This window comes from Roseibium litorale, from assembly GCF_014842915.1.
Classification (GTDB): domain Bacteria; phylum Pseudomonadota; class Alphaproteobacteria; order Rhizobiales; family Stappiaceae; genus Roseibium; species Roseibium litorale.
On sequence record NZ_JACYXI010000004.1, the window covers coordinates 197,628 to 223,854 of the forward strand.

At 60.6% G+C, this 26,227-nt stretch carries 27 protein-coding genes; 16 read left to right on the plus strand and 11 right to left on the minus strand.

The features are described from left to right. Nucleotides 1-6: 6 nt before the first annotated feature. A complete protein-coding gene (locus IG616_RS23345; protein WP_192147754.1) occupies nucleotides 7-837 on the plus strand; it encodes a DUF3299 domain-containing protein in 831 nt (276 codons plus the stop codon). A 162-nt stretch (nucleotides 838-999) separates the two neighbouring features. Here the strand turns inward: IG616_RS23345 and phbB are convergent, their stop codons facing one another. Together phbB and IG616_RS08700 are read right to left on the minus strand one after the other, a co-directional pair. Then, nucleotides 1,000-1,728 carry an acetoacetyl-CoA reductase gene (gene phbB, locus IG616_RS08695; RefSeq protein ID WP_192147755.1) on the minus strand — a complete coding sequence of 243 codons (729 nt, stop codon included), beginning with the start codon at nucleotides 1,726-1,728 and terminating at the stop codon, nucleotides 1,000-1,002. Nucleotides 1,729-1,863: 135 nt separating this feature from the next. Beyond that, nucleotides 1,864-3,045, minus strand: coding sequence for an acetyl-CoA C-acetyltransferase (locus IG616_RS08700; RefSeq protein ID WP_192147756.1), 1,182 nt, complete (start codon nucleotides 3,043-3,045; stop codon nucleotides 1,864-1,866). Nucleotides 3,046-3,347: 302 nt separating this feature from the next. Between IG616_RS08700 and phaR the strand changes: the two genes are divergently transcribed. Further along, nucleotides 3,348-3,938 carry a polyhydroxyalkanoate synthesis repressor PhaR gene (gene phaR / locus IG616_RS08705; protein WP_192147757.1) on the plus strand — a complete coding sequence of 197 codons (591 nt, stop codon included), beginning with the start codon at nucleotides 3,348-3,350 and terminating at the stop codon, nucleotides 3,936-3,938. A 41-nt stretch (nucleotides 3,939-3,979) separates the two neighbouring features. On the opposite strand, the gene xerD is transcribed toward phaR, so the two are convergent. Further along, entirely contained in the window at nucleotides 3,980-4,921 is a 942-nt protein-coding gene (gene xerD / locus IG616_RS08710) for a site-specific tyrosine recombinase XerD (protein WP_425504166.1), read from the minus strand. Then, nucleotides 4,911-5,054: a hypothetical protein gene (locus IG616_RS23035; RefSeq protein WP_175558072.1), complete on the minus strand. Its 144-nt coding sequence runs from the start codon at nucleotides 5,052-5,054 to the stop codon at nucleotides 4,911-4,913. The genes xerD and IG616_RS23035 overlap by 11 nt, the downstream gene beginning before the upstream one ends. Before the next feature lie 164 nt (nucleotides 5,055-5,218). Between IG616_RS23035 and IG616_RS08715 the strand changes: the two genes are divergently transcribed. Genes IG616_RS08715 through IG616_RS08725 form a run of 3 tightly spaced genes read left to right on the plus strand, consistent with a single transcriptional unit; the run spans nucleotide 5,219 to nucleotide 8,358 of the window. Continuing rightward, nucleotides 5,219-5,860, plus strand: coding sequence for a shikimate kinase (locus IG616_RS08715; protein ID WP_192147759.1), 642 nt, complete (start codon nucleotides 5,219-5,221; stop codon nucleotides 5,858-5,860). A gap of 9 nt (nucleotides 5,861-5,869) precedes the next feature. Further along, nucleotides 5,870-7,018 carry a 3-dehydroquinate synthase gene (aroB, locus tag IG616_RS08720; protein WP_192147760.1) on the plus strand — a complete coding sequence of 383 codons (1,149 nt, stop codon included), beginning with the start codon at nucleotides 5,870-5,872 and terminating at the stop codon, nucleotides 7,016-7,018. Then, entirely contained in the window at nucleotides 7,015-8,358 is a 1,344-nt protein-coding gene (locus tag IG616_RS08725) for an HlyC/CorC family transporter (protein WP_192147761.1), read from the plus strand. The genes aroB and IG616_RS08725 overlap by 4 nt, the downstream gene beginning before the upstream one ends. Nucleotides 8,359-8,378: 20 nt before the next feature. On the opposite strand, the gene IG616_RS08730 is transcribed toward IG616_RS08725, so the two are convergent. After that, the gene (locus IG616_RS08730) at nucleotides 8,379-8,681 is read right to left on the minus strand and encodes a BolA family protein (RefSeq protein ID WP_192147762.1); all 303 of its coding nucleotides are present in this window, start codon (nucleotides 8,679-8,681) and stop codon (nucleotides 8,379-8,381) included. 179 nt (nucleotides 8,682-8,860) lie between these two features. Here IG616_RS08730 and IG616_RS08735 point away from each other — a divergent pair, with 179 nt between their 5' ends. The 5 genes from IG616_RS08735 (at nucleotide 8,861) to IG616_RS08755 (ending at nucleotide 13,957) form a co-directional block, all read left to right on the plus strand. Continuing rightward, on the plus strand, nucleotides 8,861-9,451 hold the full coding sequence (locus IG616_RS08735) for a DnaJ domain-containing protein (protein WP_192147763.1): 591 nt from the start codon (nucleotides 8,861-8,863) through the stop codon (nucleotides 9,449-9,451). A gap of 160 nt (nucleotides 9,452-9,611) precedes the next feature. Further along, complete coding sequence (cobS, locus tag IG616_RS08740) at nucleotides 9,612-10,598, plus strand: cobaltochelatase subunit CobS (protein WP_073014596.1); 987 nt, start codon at nucleotides 9,612-9,614, stop codon at nucleotides 10,596-10,598. Between the two features lie 7 nt (nucleotides 10,599-10,605). Continuing rightward, nucleotides 10,606-11,019 (plus strand): GNAT family N-acetyltransferase, encoded by a 414-nt coding sequence (locus tag IG616_RS08745; RefSeq protein ID WP_192147764.1) that lies wholly within the window; start codon nucleotides 10,606-10,608, stop codon nucleotides 11,017-11,019. After that, complete coding sequence (gene cobT, locus IG616_RS08750) at nucleotides 11,016-12,926, plus strand: cobaltochelatase subunit CobT (protein WP_192147765.1); 1,911 nt, start codon at nucleotides 11,016-11,018, stop codon at nucleotides 12,924-12,926. Before IG616_RS08745 ends, cobT begins: the two co-directional genes overlap by 4 nt. Nucleotides 12,927-12,937: 11 nt before the next feature. Then, on the plus strand, nucleotides 12,938-13,957 hold the full coding sequence (locus IG616_RS08755) for an esterase-like activity of phytase family protein (RefSeq protein ID WP_209007382.1): 1,020 nt from the start codon (nucleotides 12,938-12,940) through the stop codon (nucleotides 13,955-13,957). 6 nt (nucleotides 13,958-13,963) lie between these two features. Here the strand turns inward: IG616_RS08755 and IG616_RS08760 are convergent, their stop codons facing one another. The 4 genes from IG616_RS08760 to leuS form a co-directional block, all read right to left on the minus strand. Then, the gene (locus IG616_RS08760) at nucleotides 13,964-14,596 is read right to left on the minus strand and encodes a LysE family translocator (protein ID WP_192147767.1); all 633 of its coding nucleotides are present in this window, start codon (nucleotides 14,594-14,596) and stop codon (nucleotides 13,964-13,966) included. A 184-nt stretch (nucleotides 14,597-14,780) separates the two neighbouring features. After that, nucleotides 14,781-15,824: a DNA polymerase III subunit delta gene (gene holA, locus IG616_RS08765; protein WP_192147768.1), complete on the minus strand. Its 1,044-nt coding sequence runs from the start codon at nucleotides 15,822-15,824 to the stop codon at nucleotides 14,781-14,783. Between the two features lie 11 nt (nucleotides 15,825-15,835). Beyond that, nucleotides 15,836-16,405 (minus strand): LPS assembly lipoprotein LptE, encoded by a 570-nt coding sequence (lptE, locus tag IG616_RS08770; protein WP_192147769.1) that lies wholly within the window; start codon nucleotides 16,403-16,405, stop codon nucleotides 15,836-15,838. Then, nucleotides 16,392-19,010, minus strand: coding sequence for a leucine--tRNA ligase (gene leuS / locus IG616_RS08775; RefSeq protein WP_192147770.1), 2,619 nt, complete (start codon nucleotides 19,008-19,010; stop codon nucleotides 16,392-16,394). The genes lptE and leuS overlap by 14 nt, the downstream gene beginning before the upstream one ends. 211 nt (nucleotides 19,011-19,221) lie before the next feature. Here leuS and IG616_RS08780 point away from each other — a divergent pair, with 211 nt between their 5' ends. Continuing rightward, nucleotides 19,222-19,899, plus strand: a complete 678-nt coding sequence (locus IG616_RS08780) for a YggS family pyridoxal phosphate-dependent enzyme (RefSeq protein WP_192147771.1) — start codon at nucleotides 19,222-19,224, stop codon at nucleotides 19,897-19,899. Nucleotides 19,900-20,012: 113 nt separating this feature from the next. Here the strand turns inward: IG616_RS08780 and IG616_RS08785 are convergent, their stop codons facing one another. Next, complete coding sequence (locus tag IG616_RS08785) at nucleotides 20,013-21,455, minus strand: TrkH family potassium uptake protein (protein ID WP_192147772.1); 1,443 nt, start codon at nucleotides 21,453-21,455, stop codon at nucleotides 20,013-20,015. A 396-nt stretch (nucleotides 21,456-21,851) separates the two neighbouring features. Here IG616_RS08785 and ffh point away from each other — a divergent pair, with 396 nt between their 5' ends. Genes ffh through rimM form a run of 4 tightly spaced genes read left to right on the plus strand, consistent with a single transcriptional unit; the run spans nucleotide 21,852 to nucleotide 24,744 of the window. Continuing rightward, nucleotides 21,852-23,411, plus strand: a complete 1,560-nt coding sequence (gene ffh / locus IG616_RS08790) for a signal recognition particle protein (RefSeq protein ID WP_192147773.1) — start codon at nucleotides 21,852-21,854, stop codon at nucleotides 23,409-23,411. Next, entirely contained in the window at nucleotides 23,408-23,737 is a 330-nt protein-coding gene (locus tag IG616_RS08795) for a chorismate mutase (RefSeq protein ID WP_192147774.1), read from the plus strand. Before ffh ends, IG616_RS08795 begins: the two co-directional genes overlap by 4 nt. Before the next feature lie 19 nt (nucleotides 23,738-23,756). Next, the gene (gene rpsP, locus IG616_RS08800) at nucleotides 23,757-24,140 is read left to right on the plus strand and encodes a 30S ribosomal protein S16 (protein ID WP_073014607.1); all 384 of its coding nucleotides are present in this window, start codon (nucleotides 23,757-23,759) and stop codon (nucleotides 24,138-24,140) included. A 55-nt stretch (nucleotides 24,141-24,195) separates the two neighbouring features. Next, nucleotides 24,196-24,744, plus strand: a complete 549-nt coding sequence (gene rimM / locus IG616_RS08805; RefSeq protein ID WP_192147775.1) for a ribosome maturation factor RimM — start codon at nucleotides 24,196-24,198, stop codon at nucleotides 24,742-24,744. On the opposite strand, the gene IG616_RS08810 is transcribed toward rimM, so the two are convergent. After that, a complete protein-coding gene (locus IG616_RS08810; protein ID WP_192147776.1) occupies nucleotides 24,699-25,202 on the minus strand; it encodes a VanZ family protein in 504 nt (167 codons plus the stop codon). The two genes, rimM and IG616_RS08810, sit on opposite strands and share 46 nt — an antisense overlap. Nucleotides 25,203-25,357: 155 nt before the next feature. Between IG616_RS08810 and trmD the strand changes: the two genes are divergently transcribed. Next, entirely contained in the window at nucleotides 25,358-26,059 is a 702-nt protein-coding gene (gene trmD, locus IG616_RS08815) for a tRNA (guanosine(37)-N1)-methyltransferase TrmD (protein ID WP_192147777.1), read from the plus strand. Nucleotides 26,060-26,227: the final 168 nt, after the last annotated feature.

Sequence of the window (26,227 nt, forward strand, 5' to 3'; positions counted from 1 at the left end):
AGGTAGGTGAGCGTCTTTCCCGAAGCAACTCTGGACGTGGCCGTGAGATCAAGAACCCTCAGTTTCAAGTTTTTGGCTTTTTGCTTTTTGCTAGAATGTGCCGGGTCTTTCCTGGCGGGCTTGCAATTGGCTCACGCGGCCGCCGCGACGGAAATTTCTTGGGATGCCCTGGTTGATCCGGTCAAGGGACAGTTCGACGATCCATTCGAAGCCTTGTCATCCTCGCAGTTACGCTCCCTCGGCATCGTCCTGCGGTCCCGGCAGGCGCTGAAAGGTGGTGCGCTCAGTGACGGGGAACGTCGGCAGGTCCAGTTCGAGCTGGACCGTCACGAGGTCCTCTTGCAGGTCGCGGGCGTGGATATTGACGGACTGCTGAGCCAGCGGGAAGATGTGGCGCGGAAGAAGGCGGCTGCCTCACTGGCGGCAAATCCGGCGCTTGAAAATGAGACAGTGAAACTAAAGGGCTTTGTCATTCCGCTGTTTAATGAAGCCGGGAAGGATCTTGGGGGCTATTTCGTTCCAGAGGCGGGCATGTGCAGCCACCTGCCGCCACCTCCCCCAAATCAAATGATCTATTATCCGCCAGGAAGCGGCTGGGAAGGGGCATATGTCTATCAGTCGGCCGAGTTGCAAGGGCGTCTCAAGAGAGAGTTGGCCCGTCAGGAGATCTCATTGCTGGACGGCCGTGTCGAAATGATTTCGGCATGGGTAATGGCGGTCGATTCCGCGACGGCCCTGGACGAGCCGGAGGACACACCGCAACAGCGCTCCTTCAGCCTGTTCTCCCGCATGAAGCAATACCTGACCAATGGCGGGACCTCGGAGCCACAACAATAGGCTGAATCAAAAGGTGCAGAAAAGAAAAGGCCGGAGCCCACCGCTCCGGCCTTCGATTTGCCGGTCGAAGGTGTTGTTTGAGCCTATTATGTTGATCTGCATTCACAAAACAGGCCCAAACTCTTCGTTCCAAAACCGTCAAACGCTTTTGGAAGATGCGCCTTAGCCGTTGGCGATATATTGACCGCCGTTGATGGTCATCACAGCGCCGGTCATGAAGGCGGCGGCGTCGGAGGCCAGGTAGACAACGGTCTGGGCGATTTCTTCCGGATGGCCGAGACGGCCGACGGGAATGCCGGAGATGATCGAGGTCAGGACCTTTTCCGGCATGGCGGCGACCATGTCCGTGTTGATGTAGCCCGGGCACACGCAGTTGACGGTGATACCCTTGAAGGCATTTTCCTGCGCCAGCGCCTTGGTGAAGCCGATCACACCCGCCTTGGCTGCGGAGTAATTGGCCTGACCCATCTGGCCCTTCTGGCCGTTGATCGAGGAAATGTTGATGATGCGGCCGTAGGAGCGGGCGCGCATGCCTTCGATGACCGGGCGGGTCATGGTGAACATGCTGTCCAGATTGGTGGACATCACGTCGCGCCACTGGTCGAAGCTCATCTTGTGGAACATGCCGTCGCGGGTGATGCCGGCGTTGTTCACGAGCACATCGACCGGACCCAGATCCGCTTCGACCTTCGCGATGCCTGCGGCGCATTCTTCCGGATGAGCGACATCCCACTTGTAGACATGGATACCGGTCTCGGCTTTGAAAGCTTCTGCCTTTTCGGTGTTGCCGTGATATGTGGCGGCGACCGTGTAGCCTGCTGCCTTCAGACCGCGGGAAATGGCTTCCCCGATACCGCGTGTTCCCCCGGTAACCAGTGCGACCTTGCTCATGTCTTCCTCCTAAAACTCAATTCTGGCGTCCGGTTGTCCGGATCGTCCCCTCATTGCATGTTGTGACAGATGGGCCATTGGAGCGCTGCCTTTCCGCAGCGCTCCGTCTGAACCGGTTGGTAAAAGGTTGAAAAATCAGCGCTCCAGGCACATGGCGACGCCCATGCCACCGCCGATGCAAAGTGTTGCAAGGCCCTTCTTCGCGTCCCGGCGGCCCATTTCATGGAGCAGCGTGACGAGGATACGGGCACCGGATGCGCCGATCGGGTGGCCAATCGCAATCGCGCCGCCATTGACGTTCACGATGTCCGTGTTCCAGCCCATGTCCTTGTTCACGGCGCAGGCCTGAGCGGCGAAGGCTTCGTTGGCTTCCACGAGATCAAGATCCGCAGCAGACCAGCCAGCCTTTTCCAGAGCCTTGCGGGAGGCTGGGATCGGACCGGATCCCATCAGCGCCGGATCGACGCCGGCGGTGGCCCAGGAGGCGATGCGGGCCAGCGGGGTCAGGCCGCGCTTGGCAGCTTCTGCCGCGCTCATGATCAGAAGAGCTGCGGCACCGTCATTGATGCCGGAGGCGTTGCCTGCAGTTACCGAGCCGTCCTTGGTGAAGGCCGGGCGCAGCTTGGCGACGCTGTCCAGGGTCGCGCCGTGGCGGATGTACTCGTCGTCTTCCACCACGGTGTCGCCCTTGCGGCCCTTGATGGTGACGGCGGTGATTTCGTCCTTGAACTTGCCGGCCTTCTGCGCAGCTTCGGCCTTGTTCTGGGAGCTAACTGCGAATTCGTCCTGCTGATCGCGGGAAATCTGCCATTTTTCAGCAACGTTTTCAGCGGTCTGGCCCATGTGGTAGCCGTTGAACGCGTCCCACAGGCCGTCCTTGATCATGGTGTCGATGAGCTTGAAGTCACCCATCTTGTAGCCTGCGCGCATCGGAGCGCAGTGCGGCGAGAGCGACATGTTTTCCTGGCCGCCCGCGAGCATGATTGTTGCGTCGCCGCACATGATCTGCTGCGCGGCGATGGCCACAGTGCGAAGGCCTGAGCCGCAGACCTGGTTAAGGCCCCAGGCGGTTGCGCTTTCGGAAATGCCGGCGGCAATGGCGGCCTGGCGTGCAGGGTTCTGGCCCGAACCTGCGGTCAGGACCTGACCGAAGACCACTTCATCGACTTCGCTGCCGGAAACGCCAGCCTTTTCGAGGGCGGCTTTCAGCACGATCGCACCCAGTTCATGTGCGGGGGTATTGGCAAATGATCCGTTGAAAGTGCCGACGGGTGTGCGGGTTGCACTAACAATCACGACATCGGTGGAAGCGCTCATCATAGGTCTCCGGTTTTCCTCCTGGACAGTTTCTTTACCCGCAAGGGTTGAATCCGTTTGCGGCAAGACACTTTCCTTAGGGAGACTAGAAACCGTGGTAAAGGCCAAGTCAACAGCATTGGCACGTATGAGGGCAGCGTTTTTTGCGCGGCGCATCATCCTTTCAGTGCTCCGCACGAAAAGGCTGGTAAGACCCGCACCGAATGGCTTAGTCTGAACGAATGGAGGAGGCGGCGGCTGGCTAGAACAGCTTGTCGTCAAACGGGAACTTGCCGCGAGGCTCCTGGAAATGGAAGACGGGAATGGCAAAGACCAACGAGCCAACGATCATCAAGAAATACGCTAACCGGCGTCTCTACAACACAGGCACCAGCACCTATGTGACGCTGGAAGATCTGGCGGTGATGGTGAAGGGGGAAGAGGACTTCATCGTCTATGATGCGAAATCGGGCGATGACATCACCCGGTCCGTTCTGACCCAGATCATCTTCGAGCAGGAAGGCAAGGGGCAGAACCTTCTGCCCATCAAGTTCCTGCGCCAGCTGATCCGCTTCTACGGGGACAGCATGCAAGGACTGGTCCCGAGCTTCCTGGAGTTTTCCATGAGCTCGCTGACGAAAGAGCAGGACAAGCTGCGCTCGCAGATGACTGATGCTTTCGGCGCCACTGCCTTCGAGGCCATCGAGGATCAGGTCAAGCGGAACACCGAGATGTTCGAGCGGGCCATGAAGATGTTCATGCCCTTTTCGACCGGCACTGATTCGGCCCCCTCGGCCACCCAGCAGCGTTCGGCAGCCTCTTCCGGTCAAGCGTCGGCTTCCGATCTGGATGACATGAAGCGCCAGCTGTCTGAAATGCAGGCGAAAATCAACGCTCTCAGCGATAAGTCCTGACACTTGGCACTTGCGGGCCACTGCGGATCGCCGCCGTGGCCTCAGTTCCTTGCCAGGGGGTGGGCGCTTTCCACCAGTTCCCGCAACCGCTCATCCAGAACATGCGTGTAGATCTGCGTGGTCGAAATGTCCGCGTGGCCAAGGAGTTGTTGCACCACCCGCAAGTCCGCTCCGTTCTGCAGCAGGTGGGATGCGAAGGCATGGCGCAGAACATGGGGTGAGACCTTGGCCGGGTCGATCCCGGCCTGGATTGCCAGATCCTTGAGATCCCTTGCAAAGGCCTGACGGGTAAAATGTCCGCTTTCGCCATGAGAGGGAAAGAGCCAGGGGCTGTTGGCGTAAACCCCCGCCGCAGTCCGTTCGCTCACATAGGCCCTCATGGCGGCCTGGGCCGGATGCGACAGCGGCACGAGCCGGTCCTTGCCACCCTTGCCCCGGATCTCGATCAGCCGGGCGTCCTTGCGGGCGGCGGACACTGGCAAGGACACCAGCTCCGAAACGCGCAGGCCCGAGGCATACAAAACCTCAAGCAGTGTATAGAGCCGGTGCGCCCGCATGCGGGCGGCATCGCTGGCATGCCAGCCGCCTGTCTGGGCCTGTGCCGTGGAGATCAGCTGGTCGACTTCCTCCAAAGACAGGACCTTGGGCAAGGACTGCCGTTTCTTTGGCGACGACAGCGTGCGTGTCGGATCGTCTTCCCGCTGGCCTTCCGCATAGAGAAACTTGAAGAACTGGCGCAGGGCGGACAGCCGCCGGGCCTGGGAGGTGGCTGCGAAGCCGCGATTGGTGAGATCGCTGAGATAGGCGGAAATATCGGACTGGCTTGCCTTGGATGGCGCGGTTCTGCCGAGAAACTCCGCGAAGTCCTCAAGATCGCGCCGGTAGCTGTCCAGCGTGTTCTGCGCTGCGCCGCGCTCGGCAGCCAGCATCTCCAGAAAGCTCTCGCAGGCGTAATCGGTTGCCAATTGCTGCCTAGCGGCCAAAGCCGTCCTTCTTGATCCGGACCGTGTATTCCCGCTCGCCAGGTTGAACCAGATTGGCCAGCGCATAGACCGCGCCGTAGCCAATCGCGCCGATCAGCACGAGCGCCAGGATCAGTCGGGTCAGGGTTGGCACGGTTCGAAAGTCTCCACCTGGCGAATCACACAGCCCCAGTGTTCCGCGCTGCTTGCCCAGGTGCAAGGCATCAGGAACCGCTACGGCAGGATTGACTTGTGATCGTGGCTGGTTTCTTTCGGTCAGCCAGCTTTCTTTTTGGGCGAATATGCTAAAAAGCCGCCATGACACATCAAAGTGACCTTTCCCTTGGCCTGGACGGCCAAACTCCGGAAACGGCCGGGGCCGGAACCGCAGAGCTGCTTACGGCTCTCGGCAAGCGGTCCATTGTTCTCGTCGGTATCATGGGATCAGGCAAATCAACCGTTGGCCGGCGGCTCGCGCAGCGGCTGGGATTGTCCTTTGTCGATGCCGATACGGAGATCGAGAAGGCCGCCAACATGACCATCTCGGAAATCTTCGCCAGTCACGGCGAGGCCTATTTCCGCAGTGGCGAGGAACGGGTGATTGCCCGTCTGCTTCAGCAGGGGCCGCAGATCCTGGCAACGGGGGGAGGCGCCTTCATGAGCAAAACGACCCGTGAGGCGATCCGTGAGAATGGTGTCTCCGTTTGGCTGAAGGCTGATCTGGATACGGTGATGGCAAGGGTCCGTAAGCGGGCAAACCGTCCCCTTCTGCAAAATCCGGATCCGGAGGGTACAATGCGCGCGCTTCTGGCCACCCGCGATCCCGTTTACGCTCAGGCAGACCTGACCGTCTATTCCCGTGATGTTCCTCACGAGGTGGTCATGGAAGAAATCATCAGAGCACTTATATCAAGGCTCGCATCCGGCACGGTTTCCGTTGCCGGGACATCCGGTATTTGAAGGCAGGCTATGACCGATACGATTTCCCAAGCAGGCTCCGATTTGTCCCCGATCCAGACTGTGTCTGTCGATCTGGGGGACCGCAGCTATGACATCGAGATCGGTCGCGGCCTTCTGGAAACGGCGGGCGAACGGATTGCCGCAGTGCGTCCAGGCGCAAGGCTGGCGGTGATCACCGACGAGACGGTCGAGAAACTGCATCTGAAGACACTGCAGGCAAGCCTGGCCGAATCTGGCATCGACCATGCCGTCATGACGGTGCCTGCGGGGGAGTCTTCAAAGCGGTTCTCTGAGTTCGAACGCCTATGCGATGAAGTGCTGGGTGCGCGATTGGAACGTAATGATGCGATTGTGGCGCTGGGCGGCGGTGTCGTTGGCGACCTCTCCGGTTTTGTTGCTGCTTCGGTCCGCCGCGGAATGGATTTCATCCAGATCCCAACCACGCTTCTGTCGCAAGTGGACAGTTCTGTCGGTGGCAAGACAGGCATCAACTCCCGTCATGGCAAGAATCTGATTGGCGCGTTCCATCAGCCGGTTCTGGTTCTGGCCGACACCGGGATCTTGGACACGCTGCCGCTTCGCGACTTCCGGGCCGGCTATGCGGAAGTGGCCAAGTACGGGCTTCTCGGCGATGAACCGTTCTTTGCCTGGCTCGAAGCGAACTGGAAGGCTGTGTTTGCCGGTGGACCTGAGCGGGATGAAGCCGTCGCGCGTTCCTGTCAGGCCAAGGCCGATGTGGTGGCCGCCGATGAGCGGGAGTCCGGGCGCCGGGCACTTCTCAATCTCGGCCATACATTCGGCCATGCTCTGGAATCCGCCGTCGAGTACGAGACGGCGCGTCTGGTTCACGGCGAAGGCGTCTCCATCGGCATGATGCTGGCCCATGAATTCTCCGAGCGCCTGGGGCTGATCGATACCGCAGTGGTCGAAAGGGTCGAAAAACATTTGACGGATGCCGGACTACCGATCCGCATGTCGCAGATCCCCGGACAGCTGCCTCCTGCCGGTACCCTCATGGATATCATCGCTCAGGACAAGAAAGTCTCCCGTGGCAATCTGACCTTCATTCTGACCCGGGGCATTGGGTCCGCTTTTGTCGAAAAGGGCGTTGATCCGGCTCTGGTTCACGAATTCCTGGTGGAGAAATTGTCCTCATGAGTGAAGCAACCCTCTGGCTCGCCATCGGGGCAATCCTCATTCTGCTGATCCTGTCCGGCTTTTTCTCCGGGTCGGAGACGTCGCTGACGGCAGCCTCGCGCGCCCGCATGCATCAGATGGAAAAGAACGGTGACCGCAGGGCTGCCCTCGTCTCCAGACTGATTGCAGCTCGTGAGCGGCTGATCGGGGCCCTGCTCCTCGGCAACAATCTGGTCAATATTCTTGCCTCGTCTCTGGCGACCAGCGTGTTCCTGCATCTCTTCGGCGATGCTGGCGTTGCCATTGCGACGCTGGTCATGACCTTCCTGGTGCTGATTTTCGCGGAAGTGCTGCCCAAGACCTGGGCCATCTATGCGCCGGAGCGCTTTGCCCTGGCCGTTGCCCCGATCGTGCGGATTGTTGTTGCGGTCTTCGGTCCTGTCGTTGTGACCGTTGAGGCTATCGTACGCGTGCTCCTGCGGATGGTTGGGGTCAATGTGGATGATGATGCATCGGCTCTGTCCGCTCATGAAGAGCTGCGCGGCACTGTGGATCTGCAGCATAAGGAAGGCGGGCTGGTGAAGGCCGAGCGCGACCGTATCGGCGGTCTGCTGGACCTTGCCGAGCTGGAAGTGTCGGACGTTATGGTTCACCGGACCAACATGGTGGCGCTGAACGCGGATGAGGATCTGCCGAAGCTGGTGGAGGCCGCGCTGGCCTCGCCCTATACCCGCCTGCCCCTGTGGCGCGGGGAAAGCGACAATTTCGTCGGTGTCCTGCACTCGAAGGATCTGCTGCGCGCGCTCTATGCCGCAGGTGGTGACAGCGAGAAGCTGGAGATCACCCAGATCATTTCCCAGCCCTGGTTCGTGCCGGACACCACGAGCCTTCAGGATCAGCTCAATGCCTTCCTGAAGCACAAGGCGCATTTCGCGCTGGTGGTGGATGAGTACGGTGAAGTGATGGGTCTTGTCACCCTTGAGGACATTCTGGAAGAGATCGTTGGCGAGATCGCCGATGAGCATGACGTCGAGCTGGAGGGCGTGCGTCCGCAGGCAGATGGGTCTGTGATTGTCGACGGGTCTGTGCCGATCCGCGACCTGAACCGGGCGACCGACTGGACCCTGCCGGACGATGAAGCCACGACGATTGCCGGTCTGGTGATCCACGAAGCACGGATGATTCCTGAAGAACGCCAGATCTTCACGTTCCACGGCTTCCGTTTCACGGTCCTGCGGCGGGAAAAGAACCGGATCACCCGCCTAAGGATCATGCCGCTGAGCCAGCTCAAGATGCAGCAGGCTCCGGCTTTGGTACCGGCTGCGCAAGGAACCGCGGCAGCTGGAGCCGTGCGCAGCTAGCTTACTGCTTTTCAGCCGTTTTAAGCGGTGCCGGAAACCCTGGCCGCACGGGGATCCGGCTCTTCCGGAGAGCGGGCCTCGATGGCGAGCGCATGAACACCGCCGGCAATTTCCTCGGAGAGGAGATCGTTGATCGTGCGGTGGCGGTTCACGCGGGACATTCCGGTGAAAGTGCTGGAGACAACACGCACCCGGAAGTGGGTTTCGCCGCCTTCCCGCCAGCCGCCATGGCCTTTGTGGCGATCGGATTCATCGATGACATCCAGTTCGGCTGGCGAGAGCGCAGCGGTCAGCTTGGACAGGATCTGGTCTTTAATGCTCATGGATCTGTTTTGATCTCTTCCGCGGCCCATCGTCAAGCACGGGCTATCTGTTTTGGTTTGTGTCCAGCGGGAACGGCTGGGCTGGAAATTGTCGCAATCGGCGTCTAGAAAGCCCAATCCCACAGTTTGGTTCTGTTAGAAGCTTGTCCGGCTTCGTCCCTCTACCCATAATCGGCGTCATGAAACTGGATTCCAAAATCTTTGACCGGATACGTGTGAAGCCCGACAAGGAGCGGGTGCAGGAGGATCTGTATCCGTCCTGCGAGCATCCGGGCTGTCAGCGTCCTGCGCCCCACAAGGCGCCGAAGGGCCGCGACCGTGAAGGTCAGTATTTTCACTTCTGCATTGATCACGTGCGGGAATACAACAAGTCCTACAATTATTTCGCCGGTATGCCCGACGATGACGTTCACGCTTATCAGCGGGATTCCCTCACCGGGCACCGGCCCACGTGGAAAATGGGCGTCAACCGTCAGGCGGCGGACGGGCCGGATGGCTTCGACCCGCGCGAGAACATGCGCGCCAATGCAAGCCGCCGTGCGGATGCGACTCAAAGATCGCGTCAACGCAAGCTTCTAGCCCTTGAAAAACGTTCCCTGGATGTGCTCAATCTAGGGGAAACGGCCCGAGGGGCTGAAATCAAGGCGCGCTACAAAGAACTAGTCAAACTGAACCACCCGGATGCCAATGGCGGTGACCGCTCTTGCGAGGATCGTCTGCGGGAAATCATTCAGGCCTATAATGTCCTGAAGAAAGCCGGTTTCTGTTAGGGTTTCTGTGTCCTGCCGGACAAGATCCGCTAACATCCTTCAATCGACCGATCTGATCCCGCCGGGTGCCCGCCCGGGGATGGACCGGTCCGGTCCGCATTCCCCCTGCGGGCTCCTTCCCCAACATCCCGCGCGGCACTGCCGCGGCAGCGGAGGAAAAATGACTGAGATGACGAACACGGCTGGAAGCATGCCGGATATCGAGATTTCCGTTGAAGAGGTTTTCGGCTTCAAGACTGATCTCAAGGTTCCCGCGTTTTCGACCGCTTCCGAGCATGTGCCTGAAGCCGATCCGGACTATCTGTTCGACCGTGCGACCACCCTCGCCATTCTTGCCGGTTTTGCGCATAACCGGCGCGTCATGGTCACCGGCTACCACGGGACCGGCAAGTCGACCCATATCGAGCAGGTCGCCTCGCGCCTCAACTGGCCCTGTATCCGCGTCAATCTCGACAGCCATATTTCCCGTATCGATCTGGTGGGCAAGGATGCCATCGTCCTGAAGGACGGCAAGCAGGTCACCGAATTCCGGGATGGCATTCTGCCTTGGGCCTATCAGCACAATGTGGCGCTTGTGTTCGATGAATATGACGCAGGCCGTCCGGACGTGATGTTCGTGATCCAGCGTATCCTGGAATCCTCAGGCCGTCTGACCCTGCTCGACCAGTCGCGCGTGATCCGTCCTCACCCGGCGTTCCGCCTGTTCGCGACAGCCAACACGGTCGGTCTTGGTGATACCTCGGGCCTCTATCACGGCACACAGCAGATCAACCAGGCTCAGATGGACCGCTGGTCGATCGTCTCGACCCTGAATTACCTGCCGCATGACAATGAAGTGGACATCGTCCTGTCCAAGGCCAAGCACTTCCAGAAGGCGGAAGGCCGGACGATCGTCTCCAAGATGGTCCGCCTCGCCGACATGACCCGCAAGGCCTTCATCAACGGCGACCTGTCCACGGTGATGAGCCCGCGTACCGTGATCACCTGGGCTGAAAACGCCCTGATCTTCGGCGATGTCGGGTTCTCGTTCCGCCTGACCTTCCTCAACAAGTGTGATGATATGGAGCAGGCGCTCGTTGCCGAGTTCTATCAGCGCTGCTTTGGTGAGGAATTGCCGGAGTCTTCGGCCAACATCGTGATGGCCTGATGCTCTGATGGCTGAGGTCCGGGTAGACAGCCGGCACGAACTGGTCAAGGAGGCGGTCCGCTCTGGTCTGATCGCCTTCAACAACGGGTATCTGCCGGCAGACCGGGATGTCCGGCCAATCACCCTGTCGGTTTGCGACGGGGACCGTATTGCCGGCGGGCTATGCGCGAGCGCGTCCGTCAACTGGGTTTTCATCGACCTGCTCTGGGTCGACGACGCCTACCGCGGCCAGGGCTTCGGAACGGAGCTTCTGAGGCAGCTAGAGGAGCAGGCGCTGCGCCTGGGCCTGAAGCATGTCTACCTGGACACTTTCGGTTTTCAGGCAGCCGGTTTTTATGAAAAGCTCGGATATCGGGAGTTCGGGCGGCTCGATGACTTCCTTGCGGGTTATGACCGAATCTGGATGAGAAAAGACCTATGACGCTTTCCAACAGCAGGCCAAACCAATCGGCCCAAGCCCGGTCTGAACCCTTCAAGCAGGCCGTTTCCGGCACGATCCGCGCCATGTCCGGCGAGGCGGATCTGGAAATCCTGTTCACGGGCGACCGGCCTGGCCTGTCTGGCAGCACCGTGCGCCTGCCCGATGCGTCCCGCAAGCTGACCGAGCGGGACGTTGCGATCACGCGCGGACTGGGCGACTCGATCGCTCTCAAGCTTGCCTGCCATGATGCCAAGACCCATGCCCGCAAGCAGCCGTCCGCACCTGAGGCCCGCGCGATCTATGACGCGGTTGAACAGGCGCGGTGCGAAGCGCTGGGCGCGCTCCGGATGGATGGTGTTGCGGGAAACCTCACAGCGATGCTGGACGACCGGTACCGCAAGGCAAATGCGCCGGACATTACAAGCCGCGAAGACGCGCCGCTTCATGATGCCATTGCACTCATGGTGCGCGAGCGCCTGACGGGCGCGCCACCGCCCGAAAGCGCTGCGAAGCTGGTCGACATGTGGCGCAGCTGGATCGAGGACAAGGCCGGTGAGGCTCTTGACCGGATGGTCCCGCGTGTTGAGAACCAGACGGATTTCGCAGCCCAGATCCACGACCTTCTGAAGGCGCTGGATATGGCGGACGAGATCGGTGATCGGGACGAGACCGAAGACCCGGAGCAGAGCCAGGACGACGGCAACAACGACGAAAGTGAAACCGGCGCCGAGGGCGAAGAAGATGCCGGTCAGGAGCAGTCCGAGCCTCAGGACATGGAAATGTCCGGCGAGGAGCAGGACGCGGGCGAGACCGAAGGCGCCGATTCAGACATGGAAGAGATGTCCGAGCAGGACATGACCGACCAGGCGGAGGACGCTGGCGAAAGCATGCGCGAGGACCATCCGTTCTCGAACCGCCCGCCCGTATCCGACTACAAGGCCTTCACGACCCAGTTCGATGAGACCGTCACAGCCGAGGATCTTTGCGATATTGCCGAGTTGGACCGTTTGCGCGGGTTCCTCGACAAGCAGCTGACCAATCTTCAGGGCGCGGTTGCCCGGCTTGCCAACCGGCTGCAGCGCAAGCTGATGGCCAAGCAGAACCGCTCCTGGGATTTCGATCTTGAGGAAGGCCTGCTGGACACGGCGCGGCTGACCCGTGCCGTTACCGATCCGATGTCACCGCTGGCTTTCAAGCAGGAACGCGACACGAATTTCCGCGACACAGTAGTGACGCTGTTGATCGACAATTCCGGCTCCATGCGTGGCCGTCCGATCACAGTGGCAGCGACTTGTGCCGACATTCTGGCCCGGACGCTGGAGCGCTGCGGCGTGAAGGTGGAAATTCTCGGCTTCACCACCAAGGCCTGGAAGGGCGGCCAGTCCCGTGAGGCCTGGCTCGCCGCCAACAAGCCTGCGTCGCCGGGCCGCCTGAACGACCTGCGCCACATCATCTACAAATCCGCCGATGCGCCCTGGCGCCGTGCCCGCCGCAACCTCGGTTTGATGATGCGTGAAGGGCTGCTCAAGGAGAATATCGACGGCGAGGCGCTGACCTGGGCTCACGAGCGTCTTCTGGGCCGTCCGGAGCAGCGCCGGATCCTGATGATGATCTCGGATGGTGCTCCGGTTGATGACTGCACGCTGTCGGTCAATCCGGGGAACTATCTGGAGCGGCACCTGCGCCATGTGATCGAGGAGATCGAAAACCGGTCTCCGGTGGAATTGATCGCTATCGGTATCGGTCACGACGTGACCCGCTACTACAAGCGCGCGGTGACCATCGTCGATGCAGAAGAACTGGCCGGTGCCATGACCGATCAGCTTGCGGATCTGTTCGACGACGAGGTTGCGCCGGCGAAAGGCCGGGGCCGGAAGCGCCGCCGCGCCGGTGGGGGAGGCCGATGAGACGAGCGGCCATGGGTTTGCGGCTCAAGGCTGCGGCCTTTTCGGTCCTGCTTTTCCCGCTCTCCCCGTTCTCCGGGGCTTCGGCACAGGATATCCTGACGGCTGCCGCGCCGGTGACGGTGAAGACGGAGCCGGTCAAGTCGTTTCAGGTTGGCCGGGACAATGATCAGTTCGGAAAGCTGACCTACCTCGGCGGCATGGAGCTGATTTCCGCCGACCGGAACGTCGGCGGCTTGTCGAGCCTGATCAGTCTCAAGGGCGGGTCAGAGTTCCTCGCTGTGACCGACAATGGCCTCTGGTTTGCCGCAACAGTCGAGCAGGACGCTGACGGGCGTCCGTTGGGTCTCAGCAACACGCGCTACACGCCGCTGATCCAGGCATCCGGCAAACCCTTCAACGGTCATTACGGCAGCGATACGGAAGCGATGACCCTGGATGGCGCGTCCCTTCTCGTGTCTGCCGAGGGTGTCAACCGGATCTACCGCTTTCCCTGGCCCCTGACGACCGGCAAGGAACCGGTGACCGGCGAGATCAAGGTTTCCCCTGCAATTTCGGAGCTTCGCAGTTCCAAGGGCATGGAAACGATGGCCATGGCCCCTGCGGGCACGCCGCTTGCCGGTACGCTGGTGGTTGTGGGCGAGCGGGGCCCGGGCGATGCGGATGACCTGCCGGGATTTCTGCTGCGCGATGGCAAGTGGGAGCGGTTCACCGTCGCCCGCTCAGACCGTTTTGATGCGACCGACGGAGCGTTTCTGCCGGACGGGGACTTTCTGCTGCTGGAGCGGCGCTTCAATCTCCGGGATCTGGTCGGAATGCGCATCCGGCGCTTTGCTGCCGCGGATCTGGTTCCCGGTGCCCGTGTCACGGGAGAAGTGCTGCTGGAGGCGGACTACGGCTATCAGATCGACAACATGGAAGGTCTTGCCGTTCACGTGAATGAAAAGGGCCAGACGATCCTGACCCTTCTCTCCGATAACAACCGGTCTCTGTTGCAGCGTACGCTGCTTCTGCGCTTCCGTCTGGACGGCTAAGCGGTCTCAGCTCCGGCTTGCCGTTGCCACGCGCAGGGCCAGTCCGGCAAACACCGATGCCAGCAGATATTGCGGCAGCTTCTTGAGGCGGTTCAGCCCGCCCAGACGGTTGCGGATCTCGTGGCTCAGCAGGACTACCGTCCCGTTCACCAGCAGTCCGGTGGCGTTCAGGATTGCTGCCAGGATCAGTGTCTGCAAGGCAATCGAGCCTGCCTCCGGTTTCAGGAACTGCGGGAAAAGGGCCAGCATGAACAGCGCCATCTTCGGGTTTAGAAGGTTCGTCAGAAGCCCTTCCATGAAAATCCGGCGATAGGACATTCGCTTCAAGTTGCCGGCAGGTGCAAAAACACCTGCTTCGGAGCGCAGCGTTTTCCAGGCAAGATAAAGAAGATAGGCACAGCCCGCCCAGCGGACGGCCTCATAGGCGGCCGGCACCAGCAGAAATAGCTGGGACAAGCCCAGAGACGCTGCGAAGGCATGGCAGAAGCTGCCCGCAGCAATCCCGGCATAGGTCAGAAAGCCCGATGCGCGCCCCTGGCTGACACTTCTGGAGGCAATCAGAAGCATGTCGGGCCCGGGCGTGGCAGTCAGAACCAGGCAGGCTGTGGTGAAGACGAGAAGTGTGGAGAGATCCGGCATGAGGTGTTCCCTTCAGAGCATGTCTCCCAAAAGTGGACACCGGTTTTGGGAGAAAGACATGCGTCAAAGCAAAAGCGAGAGCGTGTTGTGTGAATGCAAATGAACACAACACGCTCTCGTGAAGCCGGATTCGTCAAATAGCAGGTTATGGCTTGGCCGGAAAGTATTGACCGGCCGGCATTCGTCAGCGCCTGGAGTTTCCCCGGGCTCTGGCGACGCGGGCAAGCGTGAGGAGGGTTTCGGACAGTACGGCAGGGCCGATCCGGTCGTTGAGGCGCGCGGTTTTCATCGCCTCCGCCAGCCGTTCCATGGCTTTTTCCAGATCCGGCACGTTCCAGATCAGAATCTGCCGCGTGATGGCTGCCTTGCGCTTGAAGAACACCGGCGGGCGCTGGGTGTCCACCACCTGCTGAGGCTGCTTTCCCTGATCGATGTCAGCGCGCATGCGATGCAGCCATTGGAAGTGCTTGAGCGCCTGTCCGGCGATCACCGAGGAATTGGATCCCTGGGCATCCAGGCGCTCCAGACCGTGGTCCAGGGTTGTCAGATCTCCCATGGCGGACGCATCGATGAGTTCGGACATTTCAAACGCTGAGGCATCGCCGATGATGGCTTCCACGTCGTCGCTGTCGATCCTGCCCTTGTTGAGCGCATAGAGGCAGAGCTTGCGCAGTTCCCCGCGGCTGGCCATCCGGTCCGCGCCGAGTAGACTGTGCAGGGCAGCCTTGGCTTCCTTGGTGATGGTCAGGCCCGCTTCCCGGGTTTCCTGCTCGATCAGCTGGTCGATGTCGCGTTCGGTGTCCGCATAACAGGGGATCGCATAAGCCTTGCGGCTGTCCTCGAACTGCTTGCGCAGGCCGGTACCCTTCTTCAGGTCACCTGCCTCGATCACCACAAGGGCGGGACAGTCATCCAGCTTCAGCAAAGCGGCTGCCGCAGGCGCCATGTTCTTGCCGCCCGCATCCTTGATCCAGATGATCCGCCGGCCGCCAAAGAGCGGGATCGTCAGAACCTCGTCAACCAGCCGGCTTGGGTCCGAAACGATTTCGCCCGCGTCGATCTTTGCGAGGTTGAACGGATCGTCGTCGCCCTCGGAAGCCTTGGCAACCAGCAGACCGGCACGTTCCGACACCAGACCCGTGTCTGGGCCGTAGATCAGAATAGCCGCTCCGCCTTCAGGCGGCTTGGCAATGAACCGGTCAATGTCCCCAGCCTTGAGTGCGGTCATGCCCGCGTCCCTTACCTGTGGCTGGCGAAGAAGCCGGCGATCCGCATCTGGATGTCATCCGCGACCACCTTTGCGGCGCGGTCGGCCGCGTCGCGTTTGGCGCGGATGTTTGCGTAGCGCTGGCTGGAGAAGTCGTAAGAGGCGGTCGCGAAGGAGCGGCCGGTCATCACGGTCTTTCCATCCACCACATCCGACAGAACGAAGGTGGTGTTCATGGTCAGGGTGTAGGAGGTCGGAACGTCCGCAAGCTCGATCACGCCGACTTCGGCGGTGTTGATGCTCATCACCACTTTCAGACGGTACTTCTTCTCCGGATGGCCTGCACCGCGCTCGAAATTGAACAGCAACTCATTGTAGAGCGTGCGCGACGCATCATCCAGGTTCTGGGTCTGGCGGATCGGATCGATGTCGATGGCCGCAAGTTCGGCCTGAACCGTTGAGCTGACACTGCCCGGCCCCTCACTGAGAGAGCCATAGAGCGGGCGAACCTGGCAGGCCGAAAGGCTCGCCAGAAGCACGGTGGCGCAGGCAAGGGAGAAAAAACCCCGGAAACTGCGGTTCTTCACATCAAGCAACGACATTCACGATCCTCTGCGGCACCACGATGATTTTGCGCGGCGGCTTGCCTTCCAGCACCCGTATGACGAAATCCGCCTCCAGCGTAGCTGCTTCGATGGCCTCTTTGGAAGCATCGTTTGCAACAGTGATCTCGCCGCGCTTCTTGCCGTTGATCTGAACGGGCAGCGTGATGGTGTCTTCCACCAGCAGGCTTTCGTCAACGTCCGGCCATCCGGTCTGGGAAACCAGGCCGGTATGACCCAGAACCGTCCAGCATTCCTCGGCAAGGTGCGGCATCATGGGGGCCATCATCTGCGCCAGGAAGTCGGCCGCTTCGCGCACGGCCCAGGCCATATCTGCGGCTTCCAGACCTTCGTTTACGGCCTTGCCGATGGTGTTCACATATTCATAGAGACGGGCGACGGCGCGGTTGAAGCCAAGGCCGTCGATGTCACGGGAAACAGCTGCAAGGGTCTTGTGGCTTGCCCGGCGCAGATCCAGAGCCTTGCCGGAAAACTCAGGAGCGTCCCGGCGCACGCCGGTCTTCTCGCTGATGTCACCGATCAGGCGCCAGACGCGCTGCACGAAGCGCCAGGAGCCCTGCACGCCTTCTTCCGTCCAGATCACGTCGCGCTCGGGCGGAGAATCCGACAGCACGAACCAGCGTGCGGTATCCGCACCATAGGTCTCGATGATATCGGTCGGGTCGACGGTGTTCTTCTTCGACTTGGACATCTTCTCGATGGAGCCGATCGTGACCGGCTCGCCGGTCTTGATCAGGCTGGCCCGGCGGGTGCCGTCCACTTCCTCGATGCGGATTTCGGTCGGAGCGACCCAGCGGCCGTTGGCCCCTTCCCCGATCCGGTAGGTCTCGTGGGTCACCATGCCCTGGGTGAACAGGCCCTTGAACGGCTCCTTCAGGTCCAGCGCGGAAACCTTCTGCATGGCCCGGGTGAAGAAGCGGGAATAGAGCAGGTGCAGGATCGCATGCTCAATGCCGCCGATATACTGATCCACCGGCAGCCAGGCATTGGCCGCTTCCGGATTGGTCGGCTGGCCGCAGCGCGGCTCGGTGAAACGGGCGAAATACCAGGAACTGTCCACGAAGGTGTCCATGGTGTCGGTTTCGCGCCGGGCAGCTTTTCCGCACTTCGGACAGGTCGTGTTGCGCCAGGTTTCATGGCGGTCCAGCGGATTGCCCGGCTTGTCAAAGTTGATGTCGTCCGGCAGCTTGACCGGCAGGTTCTCATCCTTTTCCGGAACCACGCCGCAGTCATCACAATGGATGACCGGGATCGGGCAGCCCCAGTAGCGCTGACGGGAAATGCCCCAGTCGCGCAGGCGGTAATTGACCTGGCGGGCAGCCTGAGGAGCGCCGTCAATGGTGATGGCTTCCAGCTTCCTGGCGACGGTTTCCTTGGCATCCGCGATGGACAGGCCGTCCAGGAAGGCGGAGTTGAAGATCGTGCCGTCGTCGGTGAAGGCCTCGTTGCCAATCTCGAAGCTTGCCGGATCGGCATCCTTCGGCAGCACCACCGGGCGCACCGGTAGGCCGTATTTGCGGGCAAAGTCCAGGTCGCGCTGATCGTGGGCCGGGCAGGCGAAGATCGCGCCCGTGCCATAGTCCATCAGGATGAAGTTGGCGACATAGACCGGCAGCTCGATGGAAGCATCCAGCGGATGCTGGACGCGCAGGCCCGTGTCGAAGCCCTTCTTCTCGGCGGTCTCGATGGCTTCCGCGGACGTGCCGATGCGGCGGCATTCCTCTATGAAAGCCTGCAGTTCCGGATTGGTCTCCGCCAGCTTCGCGCTGACCGGATGGTCCGGGGACAGGCCCATGAAGGAGGCGCCGAACAGGGTGTCCGGACGGGTGGTGAAAATCTCGAGCGTCTTGTCGCCGGTCGGAGCCGGGGCTGTGAATTCGAAGCGGACGCGCAGGCCTTCCGACTTACCGATCCAGTTCTTCTGCATCAGGCGGACCTTTTCCGGCCAGCGGTCTAGCGTGTCGATCGCTTCCAGAAGATCCTCGGAATAGTCGGTGATCTTGAAGAACCACTGGGTCAGCTCGCGCTGTTCGACCAGAGCGCCGGAGCGCCAGCCGCGGCCGTCGATCACCTGCTCGTTCGCCAGAACGGTCATGTCGACCGGGTCCCAGTTGACCTTGGCGTTCTTGCGGTAGACGAGACCGGCTTCCAGGAACTTCAGGAACAGGCGCTGCTGCTGGGTGTAATATTCAACGTCGCAGGTTGCGAATTCCCGGCTCCAGTCCAGCGACAGGCCCATGATCTTGAGCTGGCCGCGCATGAAGGCGATGTTTTCATAGGTCCAGTCCTTGGGATGAACCTTGTTCTGCATCGCTGCGTTTTCCGCCGGCATGCCGAAGGCGTCCCAGCCCATCGGGTGCAGGACGTTGAAACCGCGTGCGCGCTTGTAGCGGGCAACCACGTCGCCCATCGCATAGTTGCGCACGTGACCCATGTGGATGCGGCCGGACGGATAGGGGAACATCTCGAGGACGTAATATTTCTCGCGCGGATCGTCGTTCTGCGTGACGAACACGTCCTTGTCATTCCAGACCTTTTGCCAGCGCGCTTCGACTTCGCGGGCGTTGTACCGTTCCGTTGCCATCAATCTTGCCGTTTCATTGTGCGCCGGAGGCGGCGCATCTCAGGGAGTGTTTGGCGGACTGTCACCAGAAATCCCCCACCGGGTCAACATGAATGGCGCTAAAATGACCGCTTTTCCGGCATGCCCGGTGCAGGCCTTGCCTTTTGCGGCCCCTGCCCCTTATCAGGGACAAGCTTCAAGGCGATCATTCAGGGTTCGATAGGGGAACGAAATGACGGCAGCGTCCATTGAAAATCTGCAAAAGGTTCGATCCGAGCTTCAAGCAGCGGCTGCCGAACATGGCCGTGCCCAGGGCAGTGTGACCCTTGTTGCCGTTTCCAAGACCTTTCCGGCGGAGGATATCCGGCCCGTTCTGGAGGCCGGTCAGCGGGTCTTCGGTGAAAACCGGGTTCAGGAAGCCATGTCCAAATGGCCAGGTTTGCGCGAGGACTTTGACGGTATCGAGCTGCATCTGATCGGTCCGCTGCAGTCGAACAAGGCCAAGGAAGCGGTCGCCACTTTCGATGTCATTCACACGGTGGACCGGGAAAAGATCGCCCGGGCGCTGAAGGACGAGATGGTGCGCCAGGACCGGAACCTGCCCTGTTTCATCCAGGTCAACACGGGTGAAGAGCCGCAGAAGGCCGGTATCCCTCCACGCGAGGCCGATGCCTTCATCAAACTGTGCCGGGATGAGATCGGCCTGACCATTACAGGCCTGATGTGCATTCCCCCGGTCGAGGACGCGCCCGGACCCCATTTTGCACTTCTGCAGAAGATTGCCGCTCGGAACGGCCTAGACGGCCTGTCGATGGGCATGTCATCAGATTACGAGACCGCCATCGGTTTCGGCGCAACCCACGTCCGCGTCGGCTCTGCCATTTTCGGCCACCGCGATTATCCGGCGTAGGGTTTCGAGACCTGTCTGTGCAGGGTGTCCGGGGTCGGACCGGTGATGACACTGGGAGGATGAGAGGTTTGACCATGGCATCCATGCTCTGACCTGACATCAAATCAGTCACCTCAGGTTTCCATCCAGAAATCCGGTGTCACCAGCAAGAGTGCGCCGATGATTTCGAGGCGGCCAAGGATCATCTGGATGGCGAGCAGCCACTTGGCGGCTTCCGGTACGGTTTGGAACGTGCCGGAAGGGCCGATGATGTCGCCGACGCCAGGGCCAACGTTTGCCAAGGCCGTGATTGAGGCACTGAGCGCTGTGTCCGGTGACATGCCCATGCAGGCATAGATGGCGGCGAAAATCGCGAAAGTTCCGGCGTAAAGGATCGAGAAGACGAGAATACCTTCCAGAACCGGATTGCTGACCGGCTTGCCGGAATAGCGGGCGGGCTGGATGCGGTGTGGCATCACCATGCGCCGCAGCAGCGAGCGGATAAAGCTGAGCAGGATCACCAGACGGAACATCTTGAAGCCGCCCGCCGTGGAGCCGCTGCAGCCGCCGAGGAAGGTGATCAGGAAGAAGATCGCGATGACGAAATTGCCGCTGAGGAGATAGTCCTTGGCCGCATATCCGGTCGTGGTGATGACCGAAACCACGTTGAACACCGCGATGGTGTAGAGGTGGAAAGGCGGATCGTCGTCCATCCAGCGTTCGGTGAGGAACACCATGAAGCTGGCGATGAAGACGATGATGAAGAGGGCCTGGATTTGCTGTTTGTCATCGATCGGCTTGCCCTCGGCAATCCGGATCAGCGACAGGAACGGCATGGCCGAGAGCATCATGAAGACGATGGCGACCCAGAAGACCGCGGTACCCTGAAATTGGCCGAACGAGCTGTCGGAGGTGGAATAGCCGCCAGTGGAAACGGTGGTCATCGCGTGATTGACCGCCTGGAAGAAGGTCATGCCGCAGACCATATAAAGCAGCGTGCAGCTGACAGTCAGGCCGCCATAAAGGATCATCAAACGGGCGACGAAGGGCTCGATGCGGCCATAGGGCTTGTTGGCCTTTTCCGAGGATTCAAGTGCGAAGAGCTGGCTGCCACCGACGCGCAGGCCCGGGAGAAGCCAGATCCCGATCACGACAATGCCGATGCCGCCAATCCATTGCAGCAGTGAGCGCCAGAGCAGGATGCCGGGGGGCATCGTGTCGAGACCGGTCAGAACGGTTGACCCGGTGGTGGTCAGGCCGGAAGCGGCTTCGAAAAAGGCGCCCGCGAAGGAAATCTCGATGCTGCTGCCATAAAGCGGGATAGCGCCTGCGAGCGTGAACGCCAGCCAGGCGGCGTTGACGAAGAAGAAGGCTTCGCGACGGCGGAAGGCATATTCCCTGCCGGACAGGGCAGCCGTTGTGAGGGCACCGAAGCACCCGATGACAACAGCCGAGGTGGAGAAGACCCGCCAATCCGGATTTCCCGCCGCCATGTCGACCGCAGCCGGAACCAGCATGAAGGCCGCGATCAGCATCATGAGCTTGCCGATTGGCAGCGCGACCGCGCGAAAATCCATAGACAGTATCCCGCTCCCCGACCGTCCCGGCAGACTGCCGACTGAGGTGGTTCTTTCCTGCTTATTTAATTTCTGGCGCCAGAATGCAAGCGTCATGGTCCCGGACGCCTGTGCTTCTGGTCCTTTTGGGTCAAGAAACCTGAGGGTCTTCCTTGACTCCTTGGGACGGATGGGTCATTAACGCCTCGACTCCATATGAGTGACGACAATTCGACCAGCCGACCGGGACCCGTAAAGGTGTAAAGAGAGCCCGGAGGTCAACATCCGACAGCGCGATGCGCCCTCGGGTGTCGCAGTGCTTTGCGCTTGGCTGTTCCGCCTTTACCGGGCGGGTGTCTGTCCCCATATGGCCGGGTATCCAATCCCGGACCAGAGAAACGTTAAGGACCAGAGTTCATGTTCGAAAGCCTGTCCGATCGACTGAGCGGCATTTTCGACAAGCTGACCGGCCGCGGGGCCCTGTCGGAAAACGACGTCAACGAGGCGCTGCGCGAAATCCGCCGCGCGCTGATTGAGGCTGACGTCGCCCTGCCGGTGGTCCGCTCCTTCACGGACAAGGTCCGCAACCGCGCTGTCGGCGCCGAGGTGGTCAAGTCGATCACGCCGGGCCAGATGGTGGTCAAGATCGTTCACGACCAGCTGGTCGAAATGCTCGGCGAGGAAAGCCATGGCATTGATCTGAACGCCCCAGCCCCGGTCGCCATCATGATGGTCGGTCTTCAGGGTTCCGGTAAGACCACCACCACGTCCAAGATCGCCCGCCGCCTGACCCAGCGCGACAAGCGCAAGGTCCTGATGGCGTCGCTCGACACCCGCCGTCCGGCCGCTCAGCAGCAGCTTAAGGTTCTCGGCGAGCAGAACGGCGTCGACACCCTGCCGATCATCGAGGGCCTGGGCCCGGTCGAAATCGCCAAGCGCGCCATGACGGCTGCCAAGCTTGGCGGCTATGACGTGGTCATGCTCGACACCGCAGGCCGCATCCACATCGACGAGCCGCTCATGGTGGAAATGGCAGAGGTCAAGGCCGCTGCCAATCCGCATGAAATCCTGCTGGTCGCCGATGCGCTGACCGGTCAGGATGCCGTTAATCTGGCCCAGAGCTTCAACGAACGCGTTGGCATCACCGGTATCGCCCTGACCCGTATGGATGGTGACGGCCGCGGTGGTGCGGCCCTGTCCATGCAGGCCGTCACCGGCAAGCCGGTGAAGCTGATCGGGACGGGCGAAAAGTCCGATGCGCTCGAGGAATTCCACCCGCGCCGGATCGCCGACCGTATCCTGGGCATGGGCGACATCGTCTCGCTGGTTGAAAAGGCAGCTGAAGCCATTGACGCGGAAAAGGCCGCGAAGATGGCGGCAAAGATGCAGAAGGGTCATTTCGATCTGGAAGATCTGGCCGAACAGCTCAAGCAGATGGAAAAGCTCGGCGGTATGTCCGGCATGATGGGCATGCTTCCCGGCATCGGCAAGATGAAGAAGCAGATCGAAGCTTCGAACATCGACGACAAGGTGTTCAAGCGGCAGGTCGCCATCATCGGCTCCATGACCCGTGAGGAGCGCCGCAAGCCCGACATTCTGAAAGCCAGCCGCAAGAAGCGTATCGCAGCCGGTTCCGGCGTCGACGTGTCCGAAGTCAACAAGCTTCTGAAGATGCACCGCCAGATGGCGGACATGATGAAGATGATGGGCAAGAAGAAGGGCATGCTCGGCAAGATGATGGGCGGCCTGGGCATGGGCGGGATGCCGAACATCGATCCCAAGCAGCTTGAGGAAATGGCCAAGTCCGGTCAGCTTCCGGGCGGCGGTGAGCTGCCGAAGGGGCTGCCTGGAGGACTGGGCGGTCTTGGTGGCCTGCCTGGCGGCATGCCGGGCCTTCCGGGTCTTGGCGGACCGAAGCTTCCCGGCCTTGGAGGAATGGGAGGCCTGCCGGGCCTGGGCAAGGGGAAAAAGAAATGAGCGGGACCAACGCAGAAACGCAGCTCGGAGAGAGCGCGGCCATTACGGAACTCAGGGCGCTCCGCTCGTCCATCGACAATATCGACGCCGCCCTGGTGCACCTGCTCGCCGAGCGTTTCAAGTGCACCCAGAAGGTTGGCGTTCTGAAAGCCACTCACGACCTGCCGGCAGCTGATCCGGCACGGGAGAAAATTCAGATCGAACGGCTCCGCCAGCTGGCGGCAGATGCCCATCTCGATCCTGATTTTGCCGAAAAATTCCTGAACTTCATTGTGAAGGAAGTGATCCGGCACCACGAAGCCATTGCCGCAAACACCGGCAACTGAACACACTGGAGACTATAAAATGGCTACGAAAATTCGCCTTGCACGTGGCGGTTCCAAGAAGCGTCCGTACTACCGCATCGTCGTTGCTGACGTCCGCGCTCCGCGCGACGGCCGGTTCATCGAAAAGATCGGTTCCTACAACCCGATGCTGCCGAAGGATTCCGCTGAGCGCGTTCAACTGAACGTCGAGCGCGTCCAGCATTGGCTGAACGCCGGCGCACAGCCGACCGACCGCGTGCACCGCTTCCTGGATGCTGCTGGCCTGCTGAAGCGCGAAGCCCGCAACAACCCGAAGAAGGCTGAAATGGGTCAGAAGGCCAAGGAACGTCTGGCTGCCAAGAAGCAGGCTGAAGAAGATGCAGCCGCTGCTGCAGCTGAAGCTGCTGCTGAAGCCAGCGAATAAGCAGGCATCAGAATGACACCAGCGTTGCGCCGTCTCTCGAAAGTGGGGGTCTCCCATGACTGATACTGATGAGAGCAAGGTCTTGATGGCCATCATCGGCGCTGCGCATGGCATTCGCGGGGAAGTGCGGGTCAAGCCTTATGGCGATGACCCGCTTTCCTTCACTGACTACGGCGTGCTGACCACAAAGGATGGCAGCCGGACGTTCGAGGTGGAGGCTGCGCGGGTGCAGAAGACGGTTGTGATCACCCGGTTCAAGGGGATCCGTGACCGCAATGAAGCGGAAACGCTGAACGGCGTCGAGCTCTATATTTCCCGCGATCAGCTGCCGGAAACGGATGAGGACGAATTCTATTATTCGGATCTCATCGGCCTGGCGGTCCATGATCCGGCGGGCGAACGGATCGGCAAGATCATCGCTGTCGAGAATTTCGGCGCTGGCGATCTTCTGGAAATCCGCCCCTTGCGCGGCAAGACCTATTACATCCCCTTCACCGGGGCCTTTGTGCCTGCGGTCGATATGGATGGCGGCGTCGTGACCGTGGATCTTCCCGAAGATTACTTGTCCGAAGCCAAGCCGGACGACGGGCGCTCGGACAGGTAGACCGGCTCAAGGCCGAGTGTATCGAGGCTGTACCCCAGCTGTTCTTCCGGCTGTTGCCGCTGAGCCTGTTTCTTTTCTGAACGGATCAGGGCAATGGCCGCAACAACCATGGAAATTCCAATGGCATTGGCAAACGCGTCGGCCATGGAGGCTTCATGATTGGGTGTGAAGGCCTGCAACACCTCCCCCGCAACGCCCATGAAAAATGCGGCGACCGCCGAGATCCGCAGCCGGCAGCAGAACAGGCTATGGATCGAAAGGGTCAAAAGGGCGTAGAACCCGATATGAATCACCGTGTCATAGGGTTCTTGCACGCCGGTGTTGAACACCAGCCCAGCAAGTGCGCCGAAGACAAGCAGGCACACAAGTGGAAGCACCCGGATCAGGGACACATCGAGATAATGCCTGTCCACATAGGTCTGAATCAGTTTCGGCAGTTTGAGACGCAAGTGCGGCACGCTCGTTCCTCCTGGAAGTCTTTTCACTGTCCTTCGGGAAAGTTAAGAGGTGGCTACCATCCTCAGATTCCTGGTGTTTTGGCTCTGCGGATGTGGAAGATGGTTAATGATTTCTTGATTTTGGCAGGTATGCAGTGCCTGCCGGGAGCCGGTAGATGACCTTCAAGGCCAGTATCCTGACCCTCTATCCCGATATGTTCCCGGGGCCGCTCGGGCACAGCCTGTCCGGACGGGGGCTGGAAAAGGGTTTGTGGAGCCTGGAGGCGTTGCAGATCCGTGATCATGCGACGGATAAGCACCGCTCCGTGGACGACACACCAGCAGGCGGCGGCGCTGGCATGGTGCTGCGCGCGGATGTGCTGGCCCGCGCGATTGATGCGGCTGCGCCTGCGGATGATCCCCGTCCGCGCATCCTGATGAGCCCGCGCGGCAAGCCCCTCACCCAGGCTCGCGCCCACGAACTGGCGGAAGGTCCGGGTGCGATCATCGTCTGCGGCCGGTTCGAGGGGGTGGATCAGCGGGTGATTGACGCACGGAACCTCGAGGAAATCTCGATCGGGGACTATATTCTCTCCGGCGGAGAAATCGGTGCCATTACGCTGCTGGATGCCATTGTACGGCTCATTCCGGGTGTCATGGGCAACATGCAGAGCGCCGATACGGAAAGCTTCGAAACGGGCCTTCTGGAGCATCCGCAATACACAAGGCCGCAGGAATTCGAAGGCCGGACGATCCCGGAGGTTCTGACTTCGGGCAATCACAAGAAGATCGCCGAATGGCAGCGGGAGCAGGCAGAGAAGCTGACACAGCAGCGGCGTCCGGATCTTTGGGAAGCCTATCTGGATGAGGCAGACTGAGTAGTCAGGCAGCTGAAATCTCCTTGAGGCGCAGATCCTAGCCTTTCTTTCCAAAAACTGCATGACAAATGGTGTGTCTTGGGGTATCAACCGCGCGACGTTGCCGGAATGAAGATCCCGGGCCTTTTGGGCTGTGCGGTCTCCGAAAGCGCAAAGACTGCCATGGCC